General features: G+C 44.4%; 10 protein-coding genes, 2 tRNA genes and 6 rRNA genes. 15 read left to right on the plus strand and 3 right to left on the minus strand.

Annotated features, from left to right (window positions below; translation table 11 throughout):
- Window positions 1-99: 99 nt before the first annotated feature.
- The 3 genes from S4054249_RS00155 (at window position 100) to rrf (S4054249_RS00165) (ending at window position 5,144) form a co-directional block, all read left to right on the plus strand.
- Window positions 100-1,632, plus strand: a 16S ribosomal RNA gene (locus S4054249_RS00155).
- A 398-nt stretch (window positions 1,633-2,030) separates the two neighbouring features.
- Window positions 2,031-4,912: ribosomal RNA gene (locus tag S4054249_RS00160) — 23S ribosomal RNA — on the plus strand.
- A gap of 117 nt (window positions 4,913-5,029) precedes the next feature.
- Window positions 5,030-5,144: ribosomal RNA gene (rrf, locus tag S4054249_RS00165) — 5S ribosomal RNA — on the plus strand.
- 599 nt (window positions 5,145-5,743) lie between these two features.
- On the opposite strand, the gene S4054249_RS25765 is transcribed toward rrf (S4054249_RS00165), so the two are convergent.
- Complete coding sequence (locus S4054249_RS25765) at window positions 5,744-5,971, minus strand: transposase (RefSeq protein ID WP_080928485.1); 228 nt, start codon at window positions 5,969-5,971, stop codon at window positions 5,744-5,746.
- Window positions 5,972-6,988: 1,017 nt separating this feature from the next.
- Here S4054249_RS25765 and S4054249_RS00175 point away from each other — a divergent pair.
- The 5 genes from S4054249_RS00175 (at window position 6,989) to rrf (S4054249_RS00195) (ending at window position 12,387) form a co-directional block, all read left to right on the plus strand.
- Window positions 6,989-8,521: ribosomal RNA gene (locus tag S4054249_RS00175) — 16S ribosomal RNA — on the plus strand.
- 75 nt (window positions 8,522-8,596) lie between these two features.
- Window positions 8,597-8,673, plus strand: a tRNA-Ile gene (locus tag S4054249_RS00180).
- A 112-nt stretch (window positions 8,674-8,785) separates the two neighbouring features.
- Window positions 8,786-8,861: transfer RNA gene (locus S4054249_RS00185), tRNA-Ala, on the plus strand.
- 412 nt (window positions 8,862-9,273) lie between these two features.
- Window positions 9,274-12,155 (plus strand): 23S ribosomal RNA (locus S4054249_RS00190).
- A 117-nt stretch (window positions 12,156-12,272) separates the two neighbouring features.
- Window positions 12,273-12,387: ribosomal RNA gene (gene rrf, locus S4054249_RS00195) — 5S ribosomal RNA — on the plus strand.
- Together the 16S, 23S and 5S rRNA genes with 2 tRNA genes alongside form the textbook arrangement of a ribosomal RNA operon.
- 409 nt (window positions 12,388-12,796) lie before the next feature.
- Here the strand turns inward: rrf (S4054249_RS00195) and S4054249_RS00200 are convergent.
- Both S4054249_RS00200 and S4054249_RS00205 read right to left on the minus strand, forming a co-directional pair.
- Window positions 12,797-14,326, minus strand: a complete 1,530-nt coding sequence (locus S4054249_RS00200) for a carotenoid oxygenase family protein (protein WP_046354121.1) — start codon at window positions 14,324-14,326, stop codon at window positions 12,797-12,799.
- 11 nt (window positions 14,327-14,337) lie between these two features.
- Window positions 14,338-14,748, minus strand: a complete 411-nt coding sequence (locus S4054249_RS00205) for a DUF2141 domain-containing protein (protein WP_046354120.1) — start codon at window positions 14,746-14,748, stop codon at window positions 14,338-14,340.
- Between the two features lie 159 nt (window positions 14,749-14,907).
- Between S4054249_RS00205 and S4054249_RS00210 the strand changes: the two genes are divergently transcribed.
- From S4054249_RS00210 to S4054249_RS00240, 7 genes are all read left to right on the plus strand, one after another.
- Complete coding sequence (locus tag S4054249_RS00210) at window positions 14,908-15,750, plus strand: LytTR family DNA-binding domain-containing protein (RefSeq protein WP_052960819.1); 843 nt, start codon at window positions 14,908-14,910, stop codon at window positions 15,748-15,750.
- 99 nt (window positions 15,751-15,849) lie between these two features.
- Complete coding sequence (locus S4054249_RS00215) at window positions 15,850-16,227, plus strand: BlaI/MecI/CopY family transcriptional regulator (RefSeq protein WP_331245642.1); 378 nt, start codon at window positions 15,850-15,852, stop codon at window positions 16,225-16,227.
- Window positions 16,228-16,237: 10 nt separating this feature from the next.
- Window positions 16,238-17,581 carry a M23/M56 family metallopeptidase gene (locus tag S4054249_RS00220; RefSeq protein ID WP_046354119.1) on the plus strand — a complete coding sequence of 448 codons (1,344 nt, stop codon included), beginning with the start codon at window positions 16,238-16,240 and terminating at the stop codon, window positions 17,579-17,581.
- A gap of 2 nt (window positions 17,582-17,583) precedes the next feature.
- The gene (locus S4054249_RS00225) at window positions 17,584-18,897 is read left to right on the plus strand and encodes a M23 family metallopeptidase (protein WP_052960818.1); all 1,314 of its coding nucleotides are present in this window, start codon (window positions 17,584-17,586) and stop codon (window positions 18,895-18,897) included.
- Between the two features lie 5 nt (window positions 18,898-18,902).
- Window positions 18,903-19,745 (plus strand): alpha/beta hydrolase, encoded by an 843-nt coding sequence (locus S4054249_RS00230; protein ID WP_046354118.1) that lies wholly within the window; start codon window positions 18,903-18,905, stop codon window positions 19,743-19,745.
- Between the two features lie 451 nt (window positions 19,746-20,196).
- Window positions 20,197-22,308 carry a transcriptional regulator gene (locus tag S4054249_RS00235; RefSeq protein WP_052960817.1) on the plus strand — a complete coding sequence of 704 codons (2,112 nt, stop codon included), beginning with the start codon at window positions 20,197-20,199 and terminating at the stop codon, window positions 22,306-22,308.
- A 630-nt stretch (window positions 22,309-22,938) separates the two neighbouring features.
- Window positions 22,939-23,415 carry a hypothetical protein gene (locus S4054249_RS00240; RefSeq protein WP_069953164.1) on the plus strand — a complete coding sequence of 159 codons (477 nt, stop codon included), beginning with the start codon at window positions 22,939-22,941 and terminating at the stop codon, window positions 23,413-23,415.
- Window positions 23,416-23,652: the final 237 nt, after the last annotated feature.

The following is a 23,652-nucleotide window of genomic DNA, read 5'->3' on the forward strand; positions in this document are numbered from 1 at the left end:
TCAGGAGCAAAAGAATTAGAGTCTCAATTTCTTATGAGTGACTATATAGTCAATTTATACAGAATTCATTGAGCACGAAACTTCGGTTTCAAAAACTTTTAATTGAAGAGTTTGATCATGGCTCAGATTGAACGCTGGCGGCAGGCCTAACACATGCAAGTCGAGCGGTAACATTTCTAGCTTGCTAGAAGATGACGAGCGGCGGACGGGTGAGTAATGCTTGGGAACGTGCCGTAAGGTGGGGGACAACCATTGGAAACGATGGCTAATACCGCATAATGTCTACGGACCAAAGGGGGCTTCGGCTCTCGCCTTATGATCGGCCCAAGTGGGATTAGCTAGTTGGTAAGGTAATGGCTTACCAAGGCGACGATCCCTAGCTGGTTTGAGAGGATGATCAGCCACACTGGAACTGAGACACGGTCCAGACTCCTACGGGAGGCAGCAGTGGGGAATATTGCACAATGGGCGCAAGCCTGATGCAGCCATGCCGCGTGTGTGAAGAAGGCCTTCGGGTTGTAAAGCACTTTCAGTAAGGAGGAAAGGTTAGTAGTTAATACCTGCTAGCTGTGACGTTACTTACAGAAGAAGCACCGGCTAACTCCGTGCCAGCAGCCGCGGTAATACGGAGGGTGCGAGCGTTAATCGGAATTACTGGGCGTAAAGCGTACGCAGGCGGTTTGTTAAGCGAGATGTGAAAGCCCCGGGCTCAACCTGGGAACTGCATTTCGAACTGGCAAACTAGAGTGTGATAGAGGGTGGTAGAATTTCAGGTGTAGCGGTGAAATGCGTAGAGATCTGAAGGAATACCGATGGCGAAGGCAGCCACCTGGGTCAACACTGACGCTCATGTACGAAAGCGTGGGGAGCAAACAGGATTAGATACCCTGGTAGTCCACGCCGTAAACGATGTCTACTAGGAGCTGGGGTCTTCGGACAACTTTTCCAAAGCTAACGCATTAAGTAGACCGCCTGGGGAGTACGGCCGCAAGGTTAAAACTCAAATGAATTGACGGGGGCCCGCACAAGCGGTGGAGCATGTGGTTTAATTCGATGCAACGCGAAGAACCTTACCTACACTTGACATACAGAGAACTTACCAGAGATGGTTTGGTGCCTTCGGGAACTCTGATACAGGTGCTGCATGGCTGTCGTCAGCTCGTGTTGTGAGATGTTGGGTTAAGTCCCGCAACGAGCGCAACCCCTATCCTTAGTTGCCAGCGATTCGGTCGGGAACTCTAAGGAGACTGCCGGTGATAAACCGGAGGAAGGTGGGGACGACGTCAAGTCATCATGGCCCTTACGTGTAGGGCTACACACGTGCTACAATGGCAGATACAGAGTGCTGCGAACTTGCGAAAGTAAGCGAATCACTTAAAGTCTGTCGTAGTCCGGATTGGAGTCTGCAACTCGACTCCATGAAGTCGGAATCGCTAGTAATCGCGGATCAGAATGCCGCGGTGAATACGTTCCCGGGCCTTGTACACACCGCCCGTCACACCATGGGAGTGGGTTGCTCCAGAAGTAGGTAGCTTAACCTTCGGGGGGGCGCTTACCACGGAGTGATTCATGACTGGGGTGAAGTCGTAACAAGGTAGCCCTAGGGGAACCTGGGGCTGGATCACCTCCTTAACGATTTAGAACAAATTTGTTCGAAGTGTCCACACAGATGATTGTTAGTTAGCTTTTAAAGCTAATTAATATTGCTCTTTAAAAATTTGGAAAGCTGATAATTAAATTCTCGAATAACAAGTAATTGTTATTCAGAGTTTTCGAAAGAAAATGCCGATTAATCATTTAATTGATTAATTAGCGTCTACTTTAGTATTACTTAACTTCTGGCGAAGTTAAAACTGTCTTTAGCGTACAACTAGTGTAGTAATGCACTATTTTACGACGAGGATTTGTTATTTAGGCAACGCCGCCGAGTAATTTATCGAAGGGAGCATAGCGTGCTATGTGACCAAGTAAATTATGAAAGCAAGGCAGAATAAATGACAAAGACCAAGTAAAACCATTTTGGGTTGTATGGTTAAGTGACTAAGCGTACACGGTGGATGCCTTGGCAGTTGGAGGCGATGAAGGACGTACTAACTTGCGATAAGCTAAGTCAAGCCAGTAAGAGGCACTTGAGACTTAGATTTCCGAATGGGGAAACCCACCGCACAGCGGTATCTTACAGTGAATACATAGCTGTAAGAGGCAAACCGGGAGAACTGAAACATCTAAGTACCCCGAGGAAAAGAAATCAACCGAGATTCCGAAAGTAGCGGCGAGCGAAATCGGATTAGCCCTTAAGCTTCAGTGTAATTAGTGGAACCTTCTGGAAAGTTGGACGACACAGGGTGACAGTCCCGTACACGAAAATTTATCTGAAGTGAAATCGAGTAGGTCGGAGCACGTGAAACTTTGACTGAATATGGGGGGACCATCCTCCAAGGCTAAATACTCCCAACTGACCGATAGTGAACCAGTACCGTGAGGGAAAGGCGAAAAGAACCCCTGTGAGGGGAGTGAAATAGAACCTGAAACCGTGTACGTACAAGCAGTAGGAGCCCCTCGAGGGTGACTGCGTACCTTTTGTATAATGGGTCAGCGACTTATATTCTGTAGCAAGGTTAACCATTTAGGGGAGCCGTAGCGAAAGCGAGTCTTAACTGGGCGCTTAAGTTGCAGGGTATAGACCCGAAACCCGGTGATCTAGCCATGGGCAGGTTGAAGGTCAGGTAACACTGACTGGAGGACCGAACCCACTAACGTTGAAAAGTTAGGGGATGACCTGTGGCTAGGAGTGAAAGGCTAATCAAACCGGGAGATAGCTGGTTCTCCCCGAAATCTATTTAGGTAGAGCCTCGGACGAATACTTACGGGGGTAGAGCACTGTTAAGGCTAGGGGGTCATCCCGACTTACCAACCCTTTGCAAACTCCGAATACCGTAAAGTAATATCCGGGAGACACACGGTGGGTGCTAACGTCCATCGTGGAGAGGGAAACAACCCAGACCGTCAGCTAAGGTCCCAAAGTGTATGTTAAGTGGGAAACGATGTGGGAAGGCTAAAACAGCTAGGAGGTTGGCTTAGAAGCAGCCATCCTTTAAAGAAAGCGTAATAGCTCACTAGTCGAGTCGGCCTGCGCGGAAGATGTAACGGGGCTAAACATACCACCGAAGCTACGGCTGCATACTTTGTATGCGGGGTAGGGGAGCGTTCTGTAAGCGGCTGAAGGTGAACTGTAAGGTTTGCTGGACGTATCAGAAGTGCGAATGCTGACATGAGTAACGATAATGCGGGTGAAAAACCCGCACGCCGGAAGACCAAGGGTTCCTATCCCATGTTAATCAGGGTAGGGTGAGTCGACCCCTAAGGCGAGGCTGAAGAGCGTAGTCGATGGGAAACGGGTTAATATTCCCGTACTTGGTATAAATGCGATGGGGGGACGGAGCAGGCTAGGCAAGCATGGCGTTGGTTGTCCATGTGAAAGGCTGTAGGCTGGTGACTTAGGAAAATCCGGGTCGCTAAGGCTGAGAGTCGAGACGAGCCACTACGGTGGTGAAGTTGTTGATGCCCTACTTCCAGGAAAAGCCTCTAAGCTTCAGTTTATATCGAATCGTACCCTAAACCGACACAGGTGGTCAGGTAGAGAATACTAAGGCGCTTGAGAGAACTCGGGTGAAGGAACTAGGCAAAATTGTACCGTAACTTCGGGAGAAGGTACGCTCTTGTTTGTGAAGGACTTGCTCCATAAGCAAACGAGAGCCGCAGTGACCAGGTGGCTGGGACTGTTTATTAAAAACACAGCACTGTGCAAAATCGTAAGATGACGTATACGGTGTGACACCTGCCCGGTGCCGGAAGGTTAATTGATGGGGTTAGACTTTTGTCGAAGCTCTTGATCGAAGCCCCGGTAAACGGCGGCCGTAACTATAACGGTCCTAAGGTAGCGAAATTCCTTGTCGGGTAAGTTCCGACCTGCACGAATGGTGTAACCATGGCCACGCTGTCTCCACCCGAGACTCAGTGAAATTGAAATCGCAGTGAAGATGCTGTGTACCCGCGGCTAGACGGAAAGACCCCGTGAACCTTTACTACAGCTTGGCACTGAACATTGACCCTACATGTGTAGGATAGGTGGGAGGCTTTGAAGCACAGTCGCTAGATTGTGTGGAGCCGACCTTGAAATACCACCCTTGTAGTGTTGATGTTCTAACTTAGGTCCCTAATCGGGATTGAGGACAGTGCCTGGTGGGTAGTTTGACTGGGGCGGTCTCCTCCCAAAGAGTAACGGAGGAGCACGAAGGTTGGCTAAGTACGGTCGGACATCGTACGGTTAGTGTAATGGTAGAAGCCAGCTTAACTGCGAGACAGACACGTCGAGCAGGTACGAAAGTAGGTCATAGTGATCCGGTGGTTCTGAATGGAAGGGCCATCGCTCAACGGATAAAAGGTACTCCGGGGATAACAGGCTGATACCGCCCAAGAGTTCATATCGACGGCGGTGTTTGGCACCTCGATGTCGGCTCATCACATCCTGGGGCTGAAGTCGGTCCCAAGGGTATGGCTGTTCGCCATTTAAAGTGGTACGCGAGCTGGGTTTAGAACGTCGTGAGACAGTTCGGTCCCTATCTGCCGTGGGCGTTTGAGAATTGAGAGGGGCTGCTCCTAGTACGAGAGGACCGGAGTGGACGAACCGCTGGTGTTCGGGTTGTTATGCCAATAGCATTGCCCGGTAGCTACGTTCGGAATCGATAACCGCTGAAAGCATCTAAGCGGGAAGCGAGCCTCGAGATGAGTTCTCACTTTAACTTAGAGTTAACTGAAGGGCCGTTGAAGACTACAACGTTGATAGGCGAGATGTGGAAGTGCTGTGAGGCATTGAGCTAACTCGTACTAATTACCCGTGAGGCTTAACCATACAACGCCAAAGTGGTTTTAAGCTTGTTAGAAGTTAAGAATAGAAAGTAGACGATAAGAATTTAATTACGCTTCCAGATTTTAGTAAGGTGTTTTAAACATCTTGCACACAGAATTTCCTGGTAAACATAGCATTTTGGAACCACCTGACCCCATGCCGAACTCAGTAGTGAAACGAAATAGCGCCGATGATAGTGTGGGGTTTCCCATGTGAAAGTAGGACATTGCCAGGGCCCAATTAAAGAAACCCGTTGCAGAAATGTAGCGGGTTTTTTGCGTTTAAGTCCCTCGTCAACAGCTAAAACGGCTTATTTCACCTTGCGCAACAAGAGCGCTCTCACTGCGTTCGCTGTCGCTAACCTTTTGCACGATAATCACCTTGCGCAAAAAGAGCGCTCTCACTTCGTTCGTTGTCATTCACCTTTTTCACTATGTCGTCCTGAACTGGTATATGGACTCCACTTGATTGACAACATGTTTTTTAAAATTAAAGATGCTTGCGTATATGAGGTTTCTTTTGAGAGCGCTACTCTCTAACCTTTAATTTATGCGGCGCACCTTCTTCCCTAAACGTTTCGTTAGTGTATTACCACTTCAAGTTGAAACAGGTTTTCAGAAGGTTGGTCTTACCGTTTTAATTACATTGTTGTCGAACTTTTTTTAAGATATTTTTTAAATCATAACGGGTTGGTCATTCGTACCTTGTTTTAACATTGCCCAAGCAGTTCTGATATTTTTATTCACCTGCGCAATACAAGCTCGCTTTACACCAGAACGAGCAACTAACCTCAAGAGCCATTGCTCTTTCAAAGCCTTGGGCTTTTCCGGTAGATTAGAAATGTATGACAGCGCCCCCCAAAAATAAACAGGACTTTAGCTGTTTATGTGCAGTACATTTATCAATCCCCAGCATCACGGTTTTACCACCACTGCTAAATTGTTTTGGGGTAACGCCTAAATATACTGAGGCACATCGGCCATTTTTAAAATGCTTCGTTTGACTCAAACTGGCAATTAGCCCAGCTGCACCTAAAGCATCAACTTCATTAAGTGAAATCATAACTTTGGTAAATCATAGTTTTTAGTCAAAGCCTCTTTCAATGCTTTCTTAGAGCGAGTAATCATGAAATAAGCTCCTAATATGATTACCTAGCTGTGCAGGCTGTTTATCTAAAGATTTACAACTTACAATGAGCGTTTGAAGAATCTGCTGCTCGATATTTTTTACCAGAGAAAAGTTACATGGCAGCAATCGAAATTCCGATAGCATCATTGGCATCTGTTTTTTGTTTGCTTATATAGGGCTTAACATGCTTAAGGGGTATTCCTCCATACCCATATGCTAGGAGGGAAGTTAGCAATCATTTGGTACACTTTGGATGGGAATTGTGCTGTATTAAAAACAACTTTGCTATGTTTAGAGGCCTTTGTGACTTGAATGATATTTTTTGCAAGACCGAGCACAATCACATGGAGTTCATGCGACCTATACTTTGCTAATTTTACCTCTGTTGCAGTACTTGCAAAAATGTATCGGTTCTCTATAGCTAAATAGACTTAATACCTATTCTTTGAAAAAGAGTATAATTGGATTACTTATTATACAAAAACAGGCTGTTTTGATTGGGATTTAAACGAATGCAATTTTTTTATAAGTTTTCTTTAAAAAATACTTGCACAATTATCTTAGTCCCCTATAATGCGCATCCACTGACACGGCGGGCTGCGAGAGAAAACGCAAACCAAAGTAAAGGTTAAAGCCAAACTGAAAGCTTAATTAAAAATAAATTAAATTTTCTAGTTGACTTTAAAAGTGAAGCGGTTAATATGGCGCTCCACTTCGCAGCAACGCTGCGGTAACTAACCAAGGGTTAGTTACACTGTTCTTTAAAAATATGAAGCAATCATCTGTGTGGGCACTCGTACAGATTGAGTTCTAACAGCTCTTGATTCAGGAGCAAAAGAATTAGAATCTCAATTTTACTGAGTGACTATAACAGTCAATTCGATTTATTTCTTTTATAAGAAATTATCAATCAGTATTCATTGAGTCAGGTACTTGGTACCAAAAAACTTTTAATTGAAGAGTTTGATCATGGCTCAGATTGAACGCTGGCGGCAGGCCTAACACATGCAAGTCGAGCGGTAACATTTCTAGCTTGCTAGAAGATGACGAGCGGCGGACGGGTGAGTAATGCTTGGGAACGTGCCGTAAGGTGGGGGACAACCATTGGAAACGATGGCTAATACCGCATAATGTCTACGGACCAAAGGGGGCTTCGGCTCTCGCCTTATGATCGGCCCAAGTGGGATTAGCTAGTTGGTAAGGTAATGGCTTACCAAGGCGACGATCCCTAGCTGGTTTGAGAGGATGATCAGCCACACTGGAACTGAGACACGGTCCAGACTCCTACGGGAGGCAGCAGTGGGGAATATTGCACAATGGGCGCAAGCCTGATGCAGCCATGCCGCGTGTGTGAAGAAGGCCTTCGGGTTGTAAAGCACTTTCAGTAAGGAGGAAAGGTTAGTAGTTAATACCTGCTAGCTGTGACGTTACTTACAGAAGAAGCACCGGCTAACTCCGTGCCAGCAGCCGCGGTAATACGGAGGGTGCGAGCGTTAATCGGAATTACTGGGCGTAAAGCGTACGCAGGCGGTTTGTTAAGCGAGATGTGAAAGCCCCGGGCTCAACCTGGGAACTGCATTTCGAACTGGCAAACTAGAGTGTGATAGAGGGTGGTAGAATTTCAGGTGTAGCGGTGAAATGCGTAGAGATCTGAAGGAATACCGATGGCGAAGGCAGCCACCTGGGTCAACACTGACGCTCATGTACGAAAGCGTGGGGAGCAAACAGGATTAGATACCCTGGTAGTCCACGCCGTAAACGATGTCTACTAGGAGCTGGGGTCTTCGGACAACTTTTCCAAAGCTAACGCATTAAGTAGACCGCCTGGGGAGTACGGCCGCAAGGTTAAAACTCAAATGAATTGACGGGGGCCCGCACAAGCGGTGGAGCATGTGGTTTAATTCGATGCAACGCGAAGAACCTTACCTACACTTGACATACAGAGAACTTACCAGAGATGGTTTGGTGCCTTCGGGAGCTCTGATACAGGTGCTGCATGGCTGTCGTCAGCTCGTGTTGTGAGATGTTGGGTTAAGTCCCGCAACGAGCGCAACCCCTATCCTTAGTTGCCAGCGATTCGGTCGGGAACTCTAAGGAGACTGCCGGTGATAAACCGGAGGAAGGTGGGGACGACGTCAAGTCATCATGGCCCTTACGTGTAGGGCTACACACGTGCTACAATGGCAGATACAGAGTGCTGCGAACTTGCGAAAGTAAGCGAATCACTTAAAGTCTGTCGTAGTCCGGATTGGAGTCTGCAACTCGACTCCATGAAGTCGGAATCGCTAGTAATCGCGGATCAGAATGCCGCGGTGAATACGTTCCCGGGCCTTGTACACACCGCCCGTCACACCATGGGAGTGGGTTGCTCCAGAAGTAGGTAGCTTAACCTTCGGGGGGGCGCTTACCACGGAGTGATTCATGACTGGGGTGAAGTCGTAACAAGGTAGCCCTAGGGGAACCTGGGGCTGGATCACCTCCTTAACGATTTAGAACAGATTTGTTCGAAGTGTCCACACAGATGATTGTTGATTAGAATTAGAGAACACAACATTGTTTGGGTCTGTAGCTCAGCTGGTTAGAGCGCACGCCTGATAAGCGTGAGGTCGGTAGTTCAAGTCTACTCAGACCCACCACTTCTTTCCGATGCTGCGTTTTTAAGCTCGTCGTTTAGAAAACACTAAACGTCCTCGCTTAAAGCCTTGCCTCAAAAAGAAGTGTAAACAAACAATGTATTCCTAGTAATGTGGGGCTATAGCTCAGCTGGGAGAGCGCCTGCCTTGCACGCAGGAGGTCAGCAGTTCGATCCTGCTTAGCTCCACCACTTTACTACCACTTCTTAAAGATAAACACTCTTACTTAGTTTTCAGTTTAAATAAACTGAGAGTTTTTAACTCTGAGAAGTTATTCTCTTGCTCTTTAAAAATTTGGAAAGCTGATAATTAAATTCTCGAATAACAAGCAATTGTTATTCAGAGTTTTCGAAAGAAAATGCCGATTAATCATTTAGTTGATTAATTAGCGTCTACTTTAGTATTACTTAACTTCTGGCGAAGTTAAAACTGTCTTTGACTTACAACTGGCTGAAATATGCCGTAGGTTCAAAGTTATTTATTCTGAGGCGAAGCCGCCGAAGATATTGTCGCCGGGAGCATAGCTCGTCTATGTGACCAAGCAATATCTGATGGCAATGAAGCATTCAGGATAAAGAACGACGAAACTACTTTGGGTTGTATGGTTAAGTGACTAAGCGTACACGGTGGATGCCTTGGCAGTTGGAGGCGATGAAGGACGTACTAACTTGCGATAAGCTAAGTCAAGCCAGTAAGAGGCACTTGAGACTTAGATTTCCGAATGGGGAAACCCACCGCACAGCGGTATCTTACAGTGAATACATAGCTGTAAGAGGCAAACCGGGAGAACTGAAACATCTAAGTACCCCGAGGAAAAGAAATCAACCGAGATTCCGAAAGTAGCGGCGAGCGAAATCGGATTAGCCCTTAAGCTTCAGTGTAATTAGTGGAACCTTCTGGAAAGTTGGACGACACAGGGTGACAGTCCCGTACACGAAAATTTATCTGAAGTGAAATCGAGTAGGTCGGAGCACGTGAAACTTTGACTGAATATGGGGGGACCATCCTCCAAGGCTAAATACTCCCAACTGACCGATAGTGAACCAGTACCGTGAGGGAAAGGCGAAAAGAACCCCTGTGAGGGGAGTGAAATAGAACCTGAAACCGTGTACGTACAAGCAGTAGGAGCCCCTCGAGGGTGACTGCGTACCTTTTGTATAATGGGTCAGCGACTTATATTCTGTAGCAAGGTTAACCATTTAGGGGAGCCGTAGCGAAAGCGAGTCTTAACTGGGCGCTTAAGTTGCAGGGTATAGACCCGAAACCCGGTGATCTAGCCATGGGCAGGTTGAAGGTCAGGTAACACTGACTGGAGGACCGAACCCACTAACGTTGAAAAGTTAGGGGATGACCTGTGGCTAGGAGTGAAAGGCTAATCAAACCGGGAGATAGCTGGTTCTCCCCGAAATCTATTTAGGTAGAGCCTCGGACGAATACTTACGGGGGTAGAGCACTGTTAAGGCTAGGGGGTCATCCCGACTTACCAACCCTTTGCAAACTCCGAATACCGTAAAGTAATATCCGGGAGACACACGGTGGGTGCTAACGTCCATCGTGGAGAGGGAAACAACCCAGACCGTCAGCTAAGGTCCCAAAGTGTATGTTAAGTGGGAAACGATGTGGGAAGGCTAAAACAGCTAGGAGGTTGGCTTAGAAGCAGCCATCCTTTAAAGAAAGCGTAATAGCTCACTAGTCGAGTCGGCCTGCGCGGAAGATGTAACGGGGCTAAACATACCACCGAAGCTACGGCTGCGAACTTTGTTCGCGGGGTAGGGGAGCGTTCTGTAAGTGGCTGAAGGTGTGCCGGGAGGCATGCTGGACATATCAGAAGTGCGAATGCTGACATGAGTAACGATAATGCGGGTGAAAAACCCGCACGCCGGAAGACCAAGGGTTCCTATCCCATGTTAATCAGGGTAGGGTGAGTCGACCCCTAAGGCGAGGCTGAAGAGCGTAGTCGATGGGAAACGGGTTAATATTCCCGTACTTGGTATAAATGCGATGGGGGGACGGAGCAGGCTAGGCAAGCATGGCGTTGGTTGTCCATGTGAAAGGCTGTAGGCTGGTGACTTAGGAAAATCCGGGTCGCTAAGGCTGAGAGTCGAGACGAGCCACTACGGTGGTGAAGTTGTTGATGCCCTACTTCCAGGAAAAGCCTCTAAGCTTCAGTTTATATCGAATCGTACCCTAAACCGACACAGGTGGTCAGGTAGAGAATACTAAGGCGCTTGAGAGAACTCGGGTGAAGGAACTAGGCAAAATTGTACCGTAACTTCGGGAGAAGGTACGCTCTTGTTTGTGAAGGACTTGCTCCATAAGCAAACGAGAGCCGCAGTGACCAGGTGGCTGGGACTGTTTATTAAAAACACAGCACTGTGCAAAATCGTAAGATGACGTATACGGTGTGACACCTGCCCGGTGCCGGAAGGTTAATTGATGGGGTTAGACTTTTGTCGAAGCTCTTGATCGAAGCCCCGGTAAACGGCGGCCGTAACTATAACGGTCCTAAGGTAGCGAAATTCCTTGTCGGGTAAGTTCCGACCTGCACGAATGGTGTAACCATGGCCACGCTGTCTCCACCCGAGACTCAGTGAAATTGAAATCGCAGTGAAGATGCTGTGTACCCGCGGCTAGACGGAAAGACCCCGTGAACCTTTACTACAGCTTGGCACTGAACATTGACCCTACATGTGTAGGATAGGTGGGAGGCTTTGAAGCACAGTCGCTAGATTGTGTGGAGCCGACCTTGAAATACCACCCTTGTAGTGTTGATGTTCTAACTTAGGTCCCTAATCGGGATTGAGGACAGTGCCTGGTGGGTAGTTTGACTGGGGCGGTCTCCTCCCAAAGAGTAACGGAGGAGCACGAAGGTTGGCTAAGTACGGTCGGACATCGTACGGTTAGTGTAATGGTAGAAGCCAGCTTAACTGCGAGACAGACACGTCGAGCAGGTACGAAAGTAGGTCATAGTGATCCGGTGGTTCTGAATGGAAGGGCCATCGCTCAACGGATAAAAGGTACTCCGGGGATAACAGGCTGATACCGCCCAAGAGTTCATATCGACGGCGGTGTTTGGCACCTCGATGTCGGCTCATCACATCCTGGGGCTGAAGTCGGTCCCAAGGGTATGGCTGTTCGCCATTTAAAGTGGTACGCGAGCTGGGTTTAGAACGTCGTGAGACAGTTCGGTCCCTATCTGCCGTGGGCGTTTGAGAATTGAGAGGGGCTGCTCCTAGTACGAGAGGACCGGAGTGGACGAACCGCTGGTGTTCGGGTTGTTATGCCAATAGCATTGCCCGGTAGCTACGTTCGGAATCGATAACCGCTGAAAGCATCTAAGCGGGAAGCGAGCCTCGAGATGAGTTCTCACTTTAACTTAGAGTTAACTGAAGGGCCGTTGAAGACTACAACGTTGATAGGCGAGATGTGGAAGTGCTGTGAGGCATTGAGCTAACTCGTACTAATTACCCGTGAGGCTTAACCATACAACGCCAAAGTGGTTTTAAGCTTGTTAGAAGTTAAGAATAGAAAGTAGACGATAAGAATTTAATTACGCTTCCAGATTTTAGTAAGGTGTTTTAAACATCTTGCACACAGAATTTCCTGGTAAACATAGCATTTTGGAACCACCTGACCCCATGCCGAACTCAGTAGTGAAACGAAATAGCGCCGATGATAGTGTGGGGTTTCCCATGTGAAAGTAGGACATTGCCAGGGCCCAATTAAAGAAACCCGTTGCAGAAATGCAGCGGGTTTTTTGCGTTTAAGTCCCTCGTCAACAGCTAAAACGGCTTATTTCACCTTGCGCAAAAAGAGCGCTCTCACTGCGTTCGCTGTCGCTAACCTTTTGCACGATAATCACCTTGCGCAAAAAGAGCGTACTCACTTCGTTCGCTGTCGCTAACCTTTTATACGATAGCGTAAGGTGAAGGGAGCAACCTTCACCGCTTTAACCCTTTACTCCTTTGAAATTCAGTTTCTCAGCAGCGGTTAAAATGGTTCATTTCACCTTGCGCGAAAAGAATGGCAGCGCTGCGCGCTGTGTCATAAACCTTTCGCACGATAATCACCTTGCGCAAAAAGAGCGTACTCACTGTGTTCGCTGTCCTAACCTTTTGCTTGTTAATCAACTTGCTAAGAAGTTTCCATGAAACCCTAACGGAATAGCGTAGGGTAACCAAGCCCTGCAAACTGGTCCAGCTGATAGGTTTTGTGCGTTGAATATATTTAGGCAAGTACGTTTTGTTGGAATATGTAGCGCAGTACCTATTAAATAATCACCTTTGGTATTTCCTTTAGTATTCACTAATACATGCTCTTCTACTAGATAGTCCTTACCGTAAGTGAAAATATCCAGACTATCATTGTCCAAATTGATTCTCCTAACGCTGTCGCTCCAAACGTCGCTTTCTATGGATGACAAAGTAAATAAATCACGATTCCTTTTACCGGTTAATGCATTATATATACGAGGAAATTCACTGATGCCATCGATGGTGTATGAGCTCACTTTGCCATTTCGTAATAAGCTAAATACGACTGTCTTTGCAGGTGATATCGGTATATTACGTTCTCCTTGCATCATCGAGGTCATTTGATTCAGCACATCCCCATTAGGATATAAGCTTGCATCAAATGAGATGTTGCCATTGCTATCTTCCCATGCATTGCCAAAATGAAAAACAAACCCAGGATCCAAGCTATATTGTTTTACGACCTTCAAAGTACTTTTACTGATAAGGAGCACTTCCATTGCCTGCTTTGGTGCAAATTGAATAGATGAAAATTGTCCTGCTATCGTTCTATCTCTTTTTAGTGAAGGTAATAAAAGGAGAATATGCTTTTCAGTAATTAAGAAGTCATGCACCATTCCTCCAGTAAACCCGCTATTTACCATTCCTACATTTTCCAGTTTGCCCTGGCTATTGAGCTGGTATAAAACTATATGACCACTTAGTGCATAGCCAAAATTCCATATCGTACCATCCGCCTCCACTTTCGGGTGCGCTGAGAAGGGCAAGCCTTTCAAACTGTTTTGATGCTGCGTGCCTTCACCGAGGTTAATAAGTCCTTTAGTTTGCAGTGTGCTCCCATCAATTGCAGTTGCTGAACCGGCTTCCCACAGCGCCCATAATTCCCCGTTAACTGGCAGCACATTTGTATTGGCTGTATTAATTGAGTCCGGGTTGTTGATTGCAAGGCTGTTCGGCAGTTTACTATCGGGGCCAGAAAATAAAAATTTTCCGGCTTTCTCTTCAGTTATAAACTTACTGGTTTGTGTAAACTTACCTTGGTGATGTACTTTTCCTTCTGCAAATTGAAACTGATGGATCATGCCATCACCTTCAAATAAGTGGGTATACCTTTGCTCTGCTCTTTGGTGCCGAGCTGGACCGTTTCGATAAAAGCAGCCTGTCAGATCTTTTGGCAATTGGCCCTCTATTTTCAGTTGATTAGGTGAAAAGTCAGAGTCAGTACCACGTACACCTATTAAGTCTGGATATTTCTCCAATGCAGCTAGAAAGCGTTGCTTATTTACCTTTAGCGGGTCAAAGTGAGATACACTGCCTTGCATAGCAGCGAGACTAGGGGCTGAGATAGCCGCATGTGCAATCGGAGCTGCAAGCATGCCTTTAAGTAATTGCCGACGGTCCATAATGTGCTCCCTTAGTAGCTGATACTGGTGATTTCTAGGTTGTTGCCATTGTTGATGGTAATGGCCATGTCTTGATACTTTGGTGGTCCAAATTGCATAGTTGCGTTATTTGAAAAGCCAACCCCTTCTGTTGGAATACCAAAGAAGTTCGTATCTAATTGTGCATTACCATTACCGTCATGAAAGAAACGAATGACGTACTCCCCACTTTCTATGCCTGAGAAATTAGTCTTTATCGTACCTGCTTTAGCAGGAATGATATTTTGGATATAACTTTTACCTGATTTATAGTTCTGTGCACCTTTAAACAATTCTATATACACTTTTCCTGATTCATTGCTGACATTATTGATTTGTAATTCGAGATGGTTGGCCATGACTGGTGTGCACAATAGTGCCAGTGTTGAGATTAGAGGCTTCATATATCCTTCCTTATCTATCTGTTTTATCTGTGTTTATTTGCGCTGATTGATAAAAACGATAGAATGGATTTTATCCGCGAACAATATGAGTTTCGTGGATGAGGCAGGTACTTCGTAGATTAGACTTATTCAGTAGATACTTTTTTGGCGAATCGTGAAATGAAAAAAAATAACTATAAAAATCATGATGAAAGCTCAAGGTGGACAATTCGTAATATTGCTTCTGATAGCACTATTGTTTTGTTATTCGCATGCTTTCTGGCTTTTTTAAAACCCTTTGGGATGGATAACATAAGTTTTGTGTATGCATTGGGCTTTTGGGTAACCATTTGTATGTGTGGTTACCTGGTTTATGCTCCTGCATTGACTTTGGGTAGAGCGGCGCTGTCGAGTATCGCACCTAATTTGAAGGCGAAGAATGTTCTCTCTTTGGTGGTGTCAATTTTATGTGCCAGTTTAATTATGGGGCTTATCACACCATTTATCATTAACCTGTTTTTTTCATTGTCATCAGATTATTGGGATAAAGTTCCTTTTTCTACTATGGCTTGTTTGTTTATCGGTGGGGTGATCACCTTAATTAGCGTGACAAAGACTTATGTGGTGGCGCAAAACGCTGTTATCACTTATCAGCAACAGCGTTTAGAGTTAGATCAACCAGAAACGACGATATTACAGCAGAAAATGTTGATGGACTTTATAAGCAAATTGCCTATTGAAAAACGCGGGGAGCTCATCTGTTTACAAATGGATGATCATTACCTGCAAGTACACACAGACAAAGGGGGTCATATGCTTTTAATGCGGTTTAAAGATGCACTTAAGCAATTGGATGGTTACCCCGGTTTTCAGACTCACCGCTCTTGGTGGGTCTCTACCAATGCAGTGGCTGCAACAAAGCGCGAAGGGCGTCGGCTTATTTTACTAATGAGTAATGGCCTGGAAGTCCCAGTTTCACAAACATTTCTGAGTCAAACAAAAGATAAACTCAATATATCTTAACAGACTGTTCTGACAATTAAACTCCTTTTTCGAACAAGGTGCGACTTGTGTCGCACCTTGTTGCGTGTTAAAGTGCGACATATGTCACAGGAGGGGTATATGTTGAAACCAAATAACACAGAGTTAGTTATATTAAAATTGCTTTGGCAAAAAGAGCCGAGATCTGCCAGAGAGATCCATGATGCTATTGAAGCTGAATTTGCATGGAGTTATTCGTCTACTCGAAAGACGCTTGAGCGCATGGCTGACAAAGGCTTACTGAGTGTGGGCGAGCAAGGCAATAAAAAAATATTCACTGCTGAAGTAGATAAAATGCCAACGCTGGCGGCGTGTGCACAAGAGTTTGCGAAGTCAGTTTTTGAATTGGATGGGCCGTTGCCAGTCGCAATGTTTGCAGACAGTCGTTTAATTCAAGAAGATGAACTAGATGAACTCGAGTCATTACTTGAAGAGCTGAATAAGCAAGATAAGGAATAGGTACAATAACATGGATTGGTCACTAATCAGCCCGCTCATGATGTTAGCTTTGTGGCTATTGACGAGCTGTTTATTGCTTAATATTGGTAAGTATATAGTCGTAAAATACCCAGCTACACCGACAATATGGTGGGTGATATTGGGGTTATCTGTATTGCCTATTTTACCAGTGGGCTCAAGCTCTGAGATTGGAAAAGTGCCAAAAGTGCTGCTTGAATTTGGTGGGTACATTGAACAAAAACAGCATCAGGTTGGCCAGTTGTCTGTGCAAAATATACCGCTTTCCGTTGATGTGCTGCTTTACATTATTTTTGCTGTTTATTTGGTTATAGCTATGCTAAGGCTAAACGGCCTTTGTAGGAGTTGGTTGAGTATGCGGCGCTTATTAATTACGTCAGAGCCATTTGCACATTCAATGTCAAAGGTACCTTGTGTACAAATACCCATAACCTGCTCTCCTTTTGTATTTGGGCTGAGTAATAGCAAAATTGTGCTGCCGAGCTATTTTTCGCAGCTCAGCGCTGAACAACAGAATACTTTAGTGTGCCATGAAGTGACGCACATACAGCATAAAGATCACATTGCACTATTAATTTGGAGCATATTAGGGTGTGTATTTTGGTTTAACCCATTTATTAAGCAGATGGAAAAAGGCTTTATTCATGCCATGGAATTACGTTGTGATTTGAAAACGCTCAGGGGTTATGACATAAATAAAAAGCACTATGCAACAACCCTGATGGCGGTATTAAAGCGTTCAATTGCTGCTAATACGGTGCCTAGTACCGCAAACTTTTCTTCAGACGCGTTGAGTTTAGAGGACTACAAACTGAGGCTTCAGGAGATCATTCAGCCACAAACGAATAAGCCTGTATACCTCATTGCGACTTTATTATTTGTTTCGATTGTATTGGGCATTGTAAATATAAAAGCGGCGCCAGCATTATACTCAGCAACTGAGCAGTGGCAGAACCCGCTTACTGATTTTCGGATCAGCTCTTATTATGGTCATATCTCTGAGTTTCGACATTCCAAGTCCCATGGTGGTATTGATTTAGTTGCGCCTGTTGGTACACCAGTCAAAGCGGTCTCTAGTGGTATTGTTGTTATTGCAGATGCGACTACTCTATCTGCTAATTTAGGCAATGTCGTCCTTGTACAACATAAAAATGGTTACCAAAGCTTATACGCACACTTAGATACGATCACAGTTGAACAAGGCGTGCAGGTCAAAGCTGGAAGTCCGTTAGGTACTTTAGGCGCTACGGGGCGTGTGACTGGAGCACATTTACACTTCGAACTGTTACATCAGGAGCAGCGGATAAATCCGTTGGCTATTCTAGAACTAAAATAACTATGATAAAAAATAGCATATTGATTACTGCAGCCTTAGTTGTAGGGGGGGCTTGCACCTCAGAAAAAGTAAGTGAGACTGTGTCAGAACGCGTTGGAGATCCACAGCGAGTAGTCGTCGAAGAGGTGCACACCAGACCAAATGAGGTTGTGCAACATGAGCCTGCGCAAACGGCACGCGAAACGATAAAACTAGCTGCGGGAGAGAGTTTGCTCGGGGTATTGCGTCGTTTTGGAGTAAGTGCTGCTCAGGGAGTAGCGCTAGTGCACAATATGAAACCTTGGTTGGATCTGAATAAGCTGGCGACAGGAAAAGCTATTCAAGTGACACAAGATGAGCGAGGGGCACTCGTCGCACTTTCAATCGGTGTGCGCTTCGCTACGATTGTTACGGCGACTTTAGAGGAAGGCCGTTGGAAGATAACTGAATCTACTTTAGAAACTGAATTGGTAAATAAGCATGTCAAAGGCATTGTCGGTCGCAGTTTATATAGCAGTGCGGTTGATGTGGGAGTAGAGGTAGAAGTTATTCAAAAAGCCATTACTGTGCTGTCTCATCGAGTGGACTTTCAAAGAGCACTTCAAGATACGGATGTATTTGAAGTACTTTATCAATCCACTGAATTGCATGAGTTAAACCCACTATCGAAAAAAAGTGCCAATCATGACGTTGCGTTTATAAAGCTGACGGTGTCGGGTCGCGAACATGTTCTATATTACTATGAAGAGGACCTGCAGTCTCAAGGCCAATTTTATTATGCAGATGGCCGCTCGGTGCAGAACTTCTTATTAAAAACACCACTGAATGGAGCTCGGCTTTCATCAAGATTTGGCCATAGAAAACACCCAATATTAGGATATACAAGACTTCATAAAGGGTTAGATTTTGGTGCTGCGGTTGGTACTCCCATTTTTGCGGCAGGTGATGGGAAAGTGATCAAAGCAAATTGGGGCGGAAGTTTTGGCAATCGAGTGTTGATTGAGCACGCCAATGGTTATCGATCCTTATATGCCCATTTGCAAAGTTTTGCTAAAGGTATTAAATCAGGCCAACTGGTTAGCCAAGGAGATGTCATTGGTTACCTTGGTAGCACAGGATTATCACAGGCACCTCACTTACATTATGAATTACATAAAAATGGCCGTGCTATTAACCCATTAACGCTTAACACATCTAATTTTGATTCGGAGCCACTCTCAGGTCCTAACTTGACGGCGTTTTTACAAACTGTGGCACGTGTTGAAGCGCAATTAAAAAGTAGCACGATCTCGTACCAATCTAAATTAGCTTTAAATCATGTTCTAAAGGAGAATTAGCAAGAATGTATAAGTGGTTATTTGTTGTTCTGAGTTTTATATCGTCAATATTGTTAACACAAGCTTATGCAAGCGATCGGTTTACTATTCACAATACTCAAACACTAAAAATTACATCCAAATTTAATCTACAAAATTATGAACTGTATGTACGACTACCAAAGGGCTATAACAAATCAAAGCGCACTTATCCACTTGTGTTAATCAATGATACGAGTTATTCCATAGCCACAGCGAGTGGGATTTTGCATTTAATTGAAGGTCGCGATATTGAAGAAGTGATTGTCGTAGGTATTTCATATTCGCAGGGTACAAATCCTCTGTTAAGCAGGACCCGTGATTATACTCCTACGTTTGCACCTGATGAAACGGGTGGGCACTCTAAGGAGGCTCAACAAGTATCTGGACAGGCTAATCGCTATGTGAAGTTTATAGATAAGCAAGTACTCCCTTTGATAATTCGCTCATTTCGTGTCGATGAATCTCGGAAAACGTTTGTCGGTCATTCATATGGCGGGTTGCTAGGCACCTATATTCTTTTACATCAACCTAGCTTATTTGAATCCTATATATTAGGCAGCCCATCCTTTTGGTATGACAATCGAGTTATATTTGAAATGGAAAGACACTATGCAGAACATAATGAGTCTCTACCTGCAATCGCTCGCTATTATATAGGTGGTAATGAGGGAGCGATGGTTACAGATCTAAAAGCGTTTGTTGATATATTAGATAAGCGTCAGTATCAAAATTTTGACTATGGCTACAAAGTTATCTCAAATGCCTCCCACTTTAGCGTATTTGCTTTACTGCTCACTGAAGGGTTGATAGATATTTACGGCAAATAAAGATAGTGTCGTAGTAGATAGCGCTCAAGATAATGAGCGCTTTATTTTCTCATCATCCTCTCTGTATTGTCCCTTTTTTTTGCATGTAATTTAGTTGTAATCACACGAAGTGATGATTTAGTTAAGGTTGGATTGTGAAAAAGTGTCAATAAAAATCTATTTTGAAATTTTATAATTTTAATGCGTATCACTCACTAAAAAATATCTTAAGTGAATGTTTATTAAGTACTAATTTATATGTTTTTGGTTTGCTAGTATAAATGACTATTAATATAACTATATATTTATAAAGAGATTTTCAACTTGAGGATGCATTGTTTAGGTTGAATTATCAAGGATTTCCTTGATACACTAACTAGGCCGTAGTTTTTATAAATATTTACATATTTAGCATTATTGGTGCTGGTTTTTAATCCATCTTGTACGTAAAACTTTAGTTGGGAATAGTTGGTTGCAAAAGGATAGTATTAAAGCTTCACTGGGTGATTTTGTGATTGATTTAGGGCAAGGTTTGCTCTTTTTCGACGGTGAAGAAATCTCGATAGAACCTAAAGTTATGGAGTTATTATTATATCTCCATGATTGTCGTGGCCGCTATGTAACAGTCGAAGAATTACATTCACAAGTTTGGACAGATCGTGTTGTAACTGACACAGCTGTGAGAGGCACGGTAAAAAAACTACGCGTAATCTTAAAAGATGATGATTTAAATAACCCTAAATACATCAAGTCAGTTGCAAAGCGAGGTTATAAACTCGTTTGTGATAGCAATATTATCGATTGCTCAACGACAAATCCAGCAGCAGCCGATCCTGTAGATCCCCCCGTTCAACACAGTGAATCATTAGAAACGACAAAACCCGAAGTAAAGTTCTTACACAAAAAACGGCATAGTATGATTAGGTGGGGAGCGGGCGCGTTTATACTTTTCATAATTTGCCTACTCAGTTTAAATATTAATTTAAATGATGGTTCTCAATTTACGGGTGAAGAGTCGCTCACCGAATTTAATGGTGAAAAAAAAGAGATAGCCTTGTCATCGGATGGTCGATTTGTTGCTTTCACAGGTCGACACGCCGAGAATGAATCGCATCAAGTTTATATTTTCGATAAGCAAGAAGGGACTACTCGCAAACTAACAACCAAAGCCACCAATGCACGTTTTCCCAGCTTCGCACAGAATGATAAGGTGCTGGTATTTAGCGATTTAGTCTTAGGTGCCTCATCATTAAAGCTATTGCCACTGACAGTATCTGAGCCTGAAAGTGCAATGGTGACATTGCTCAAGGATAAATACTGGGTTAGTGATGCCATAGTTGGCAGGACGCAATCTGAAGTGTTAATAAAAATTCGGTATGATGCCGGATCTGCCATGATGCTTTACGCATTAGATCTTGAATCTCTTGAGTTGACGAGGCTTTTCACTCCGACAAATAGTGATGAACATATTATCACCAGTAGCGTTTCTCCAGACAAAACCAAGTTAATAAAATTACTACTACAATCTGGGAAGTCATCTCTTGTTGTACATGATTTCGACACGCAGTTAGATAAAGTGTTGAGTACTAAAAATGGGTTGGCTGTGCGCGCTGTATGGCTCAGTAACAATAACATACTGCTGCTAGATAATGATGGGCTTCATATAATCAATGCTAGGACTGGTGAAAGTAAACAGGTGCGTGATAATCCAGGCTCATTAATATGGGACATAGCTGCTTCTCAAGTTGGTGATGTTGTAGCGATACGAAGATCTAAAGAACGTGCCGATCGGTTGTACATTGAGCGTGCTCTGACGAATACGAGCGAGGTAAGTAGGGTGATCAATACTCTGCCTGAAGTGACTTCTATGATGTTCGATCCCACCGATGACAAAATGAGATGGGTTAGGTTTAGAAAAAATGATGTGAATCATGTGGGCCATTTTAATATTAAAAATGACCAACTCACCACGTATTTTGAGACGAAAGATATATTAGAACTATTGGCTGTTGCGAGCACTAATGAGCAATTATTAGTAAAAGAAAAACACCGTCTCGCGATATTATCCCTGAAAAATAGACGGTTAGAGTACTTTACGGCTGATTCGAGTTCATCAAGTGATGGTGTGTTTTATCAAAATGATAAATCTGTATTGTTTGGTGTAAAGGTTGGTGGTGAGTGGGAAATTCAGAAGTATGATATTGAAAGCGCTACCAAAGAAGTGTTTTTGCGTAATTTTAAGTCTATCAGGCCCACCAAAAATGGCTTTGTTGCAGCAAACGATGATGGAGACTTATACCTTTTAACCCCTGATCTAGAGATCATTGAGCCGCTAGGCTATCCCATTAACTTTGAGTCAATTGCTCGATGGCATGTAAAGCAAAATGGCATCATATGGTCTGATTTTGACTATTTAAAGAGCTATGTACATCACATTGATTTGGAAACTCGGGAACACACCGTGATTGAGGATATGTTTTTTAGTTTGTACCCAAGGATCTCTGTAAATCCACAAGGTAGCCACATCGTATATTTATCAGTGCAAATAAATGACTCTGCAATACAGCAGCTGTACTTTAAATAATGCTCTTACTTCTTACCCATAAACACATAAAAATATGAGAAAAATAATGAAAATTAATAAACTTCTTAGCTTAGCTGTGCTTCTCGCGCTAATGTCTGTACCTATATATGCAACTAGTCCGTCGGAGCCTGAATATTGTAGTGTATTTCGAGACTGCTATGACCCATCGGACCCTGAGAAAAGCAGTAGATAGTCACACTCCATAAGCTCCATTTGGGTTCAGTCATAATCACTTCAGCTTTAAGTTTGCACTGAACCCGATATATACAATGCCCCCCACGCAAAAAATGCCTTAATTTACAGCGCCAATGTTTTTGTATAAAACTCTACATTTAAATTTTTTGTATTTTTAATTTTTTAAATTATTGATTCTATTGCTTACTTTTTAAGTTATAAAAAAGTAATCATTTAGTTGTTGGTGTTTGATACACATTTTTATAACTTGAGAGCCGCAGCAAGGAGTGGGCACTTGGTAGTGTGATTCACCTCCATTTTTTGTATGGACGCAAAAGTAATTTGGAGGATGAATCGCTAGACCTAGATGGATTTGATGGAGTTTTGTGTGAGTCAGATTGAGTTAGTAATCAGCTAGGACGCAGTGAGTCAGCCAGGATGCAGGAATCAGCCAGGATGCAGGAATCAGCCAGGATGCAGGAATCAGCCAGGATGCAGGAATCAGCCAGGATGCAGGAATCAGCCAGGATGCAGGAATCAGCCAGGATGCAGGAATCAGCCAGGATGCAGGAATCAGCCAGGATGCAGGAATCAGCCAGGATGCAGGAATCAGCCAGGATGCAGGAATCAGCCAGGATGCAGGAATCAGCCAGGATGCAGGAATCAGCCAGGATGCAGGAATCAGCCAGGATGCAGGAATCAGCCAGGATGCAGGAATCAGCCAGGATGCAGGAATCAGCCAGGATGCAGGAATCAGCCAGGATGCAGGAATCAGCCAGGATGCAGGAATCAGCCAGGATGCAGGAATCAGCCAGGATGCAGGAATCAGCCAGGATGCAGGAATCAGCCAGGATGCAGGAATCAGCCAGGATGCAGGAATCAGCCAGGATGCAGGAATCAGCCAGGATGCAGGAATCAGCCAGGATGCAGTGAGTCAGCTAGGATGCAGTGAGTCAGCTAGGATGCAGTGAGTCAGCTAGGATGCACGAATTCCTCGTAAGTGAATATAAATAAAAGAATAAGCCAGCTATAAATACGAGAAAAGTATATTTCCCTCCCATGTAGGGGAAAAGTAGTAAGGCCAAGTTTAAATTGGTGTTACTGAGAGTTGAATCTGGGGATGTTTGCTAATTTCAAGGAAGGTTGCCACATATGCAAAAGAGACTGTAA

The sequence above is a fragment of the Pseudoalteromonas luteoviolacea genome, assembly GCF_001750165.1.
GTDB lineage: Bacteria > Pseudomonadota > Gammaproteobacteria > Enterobacterales > Alteromonadaceae > Pseudoalteromonas > Pseudoalteromonas luteoviolacea_G.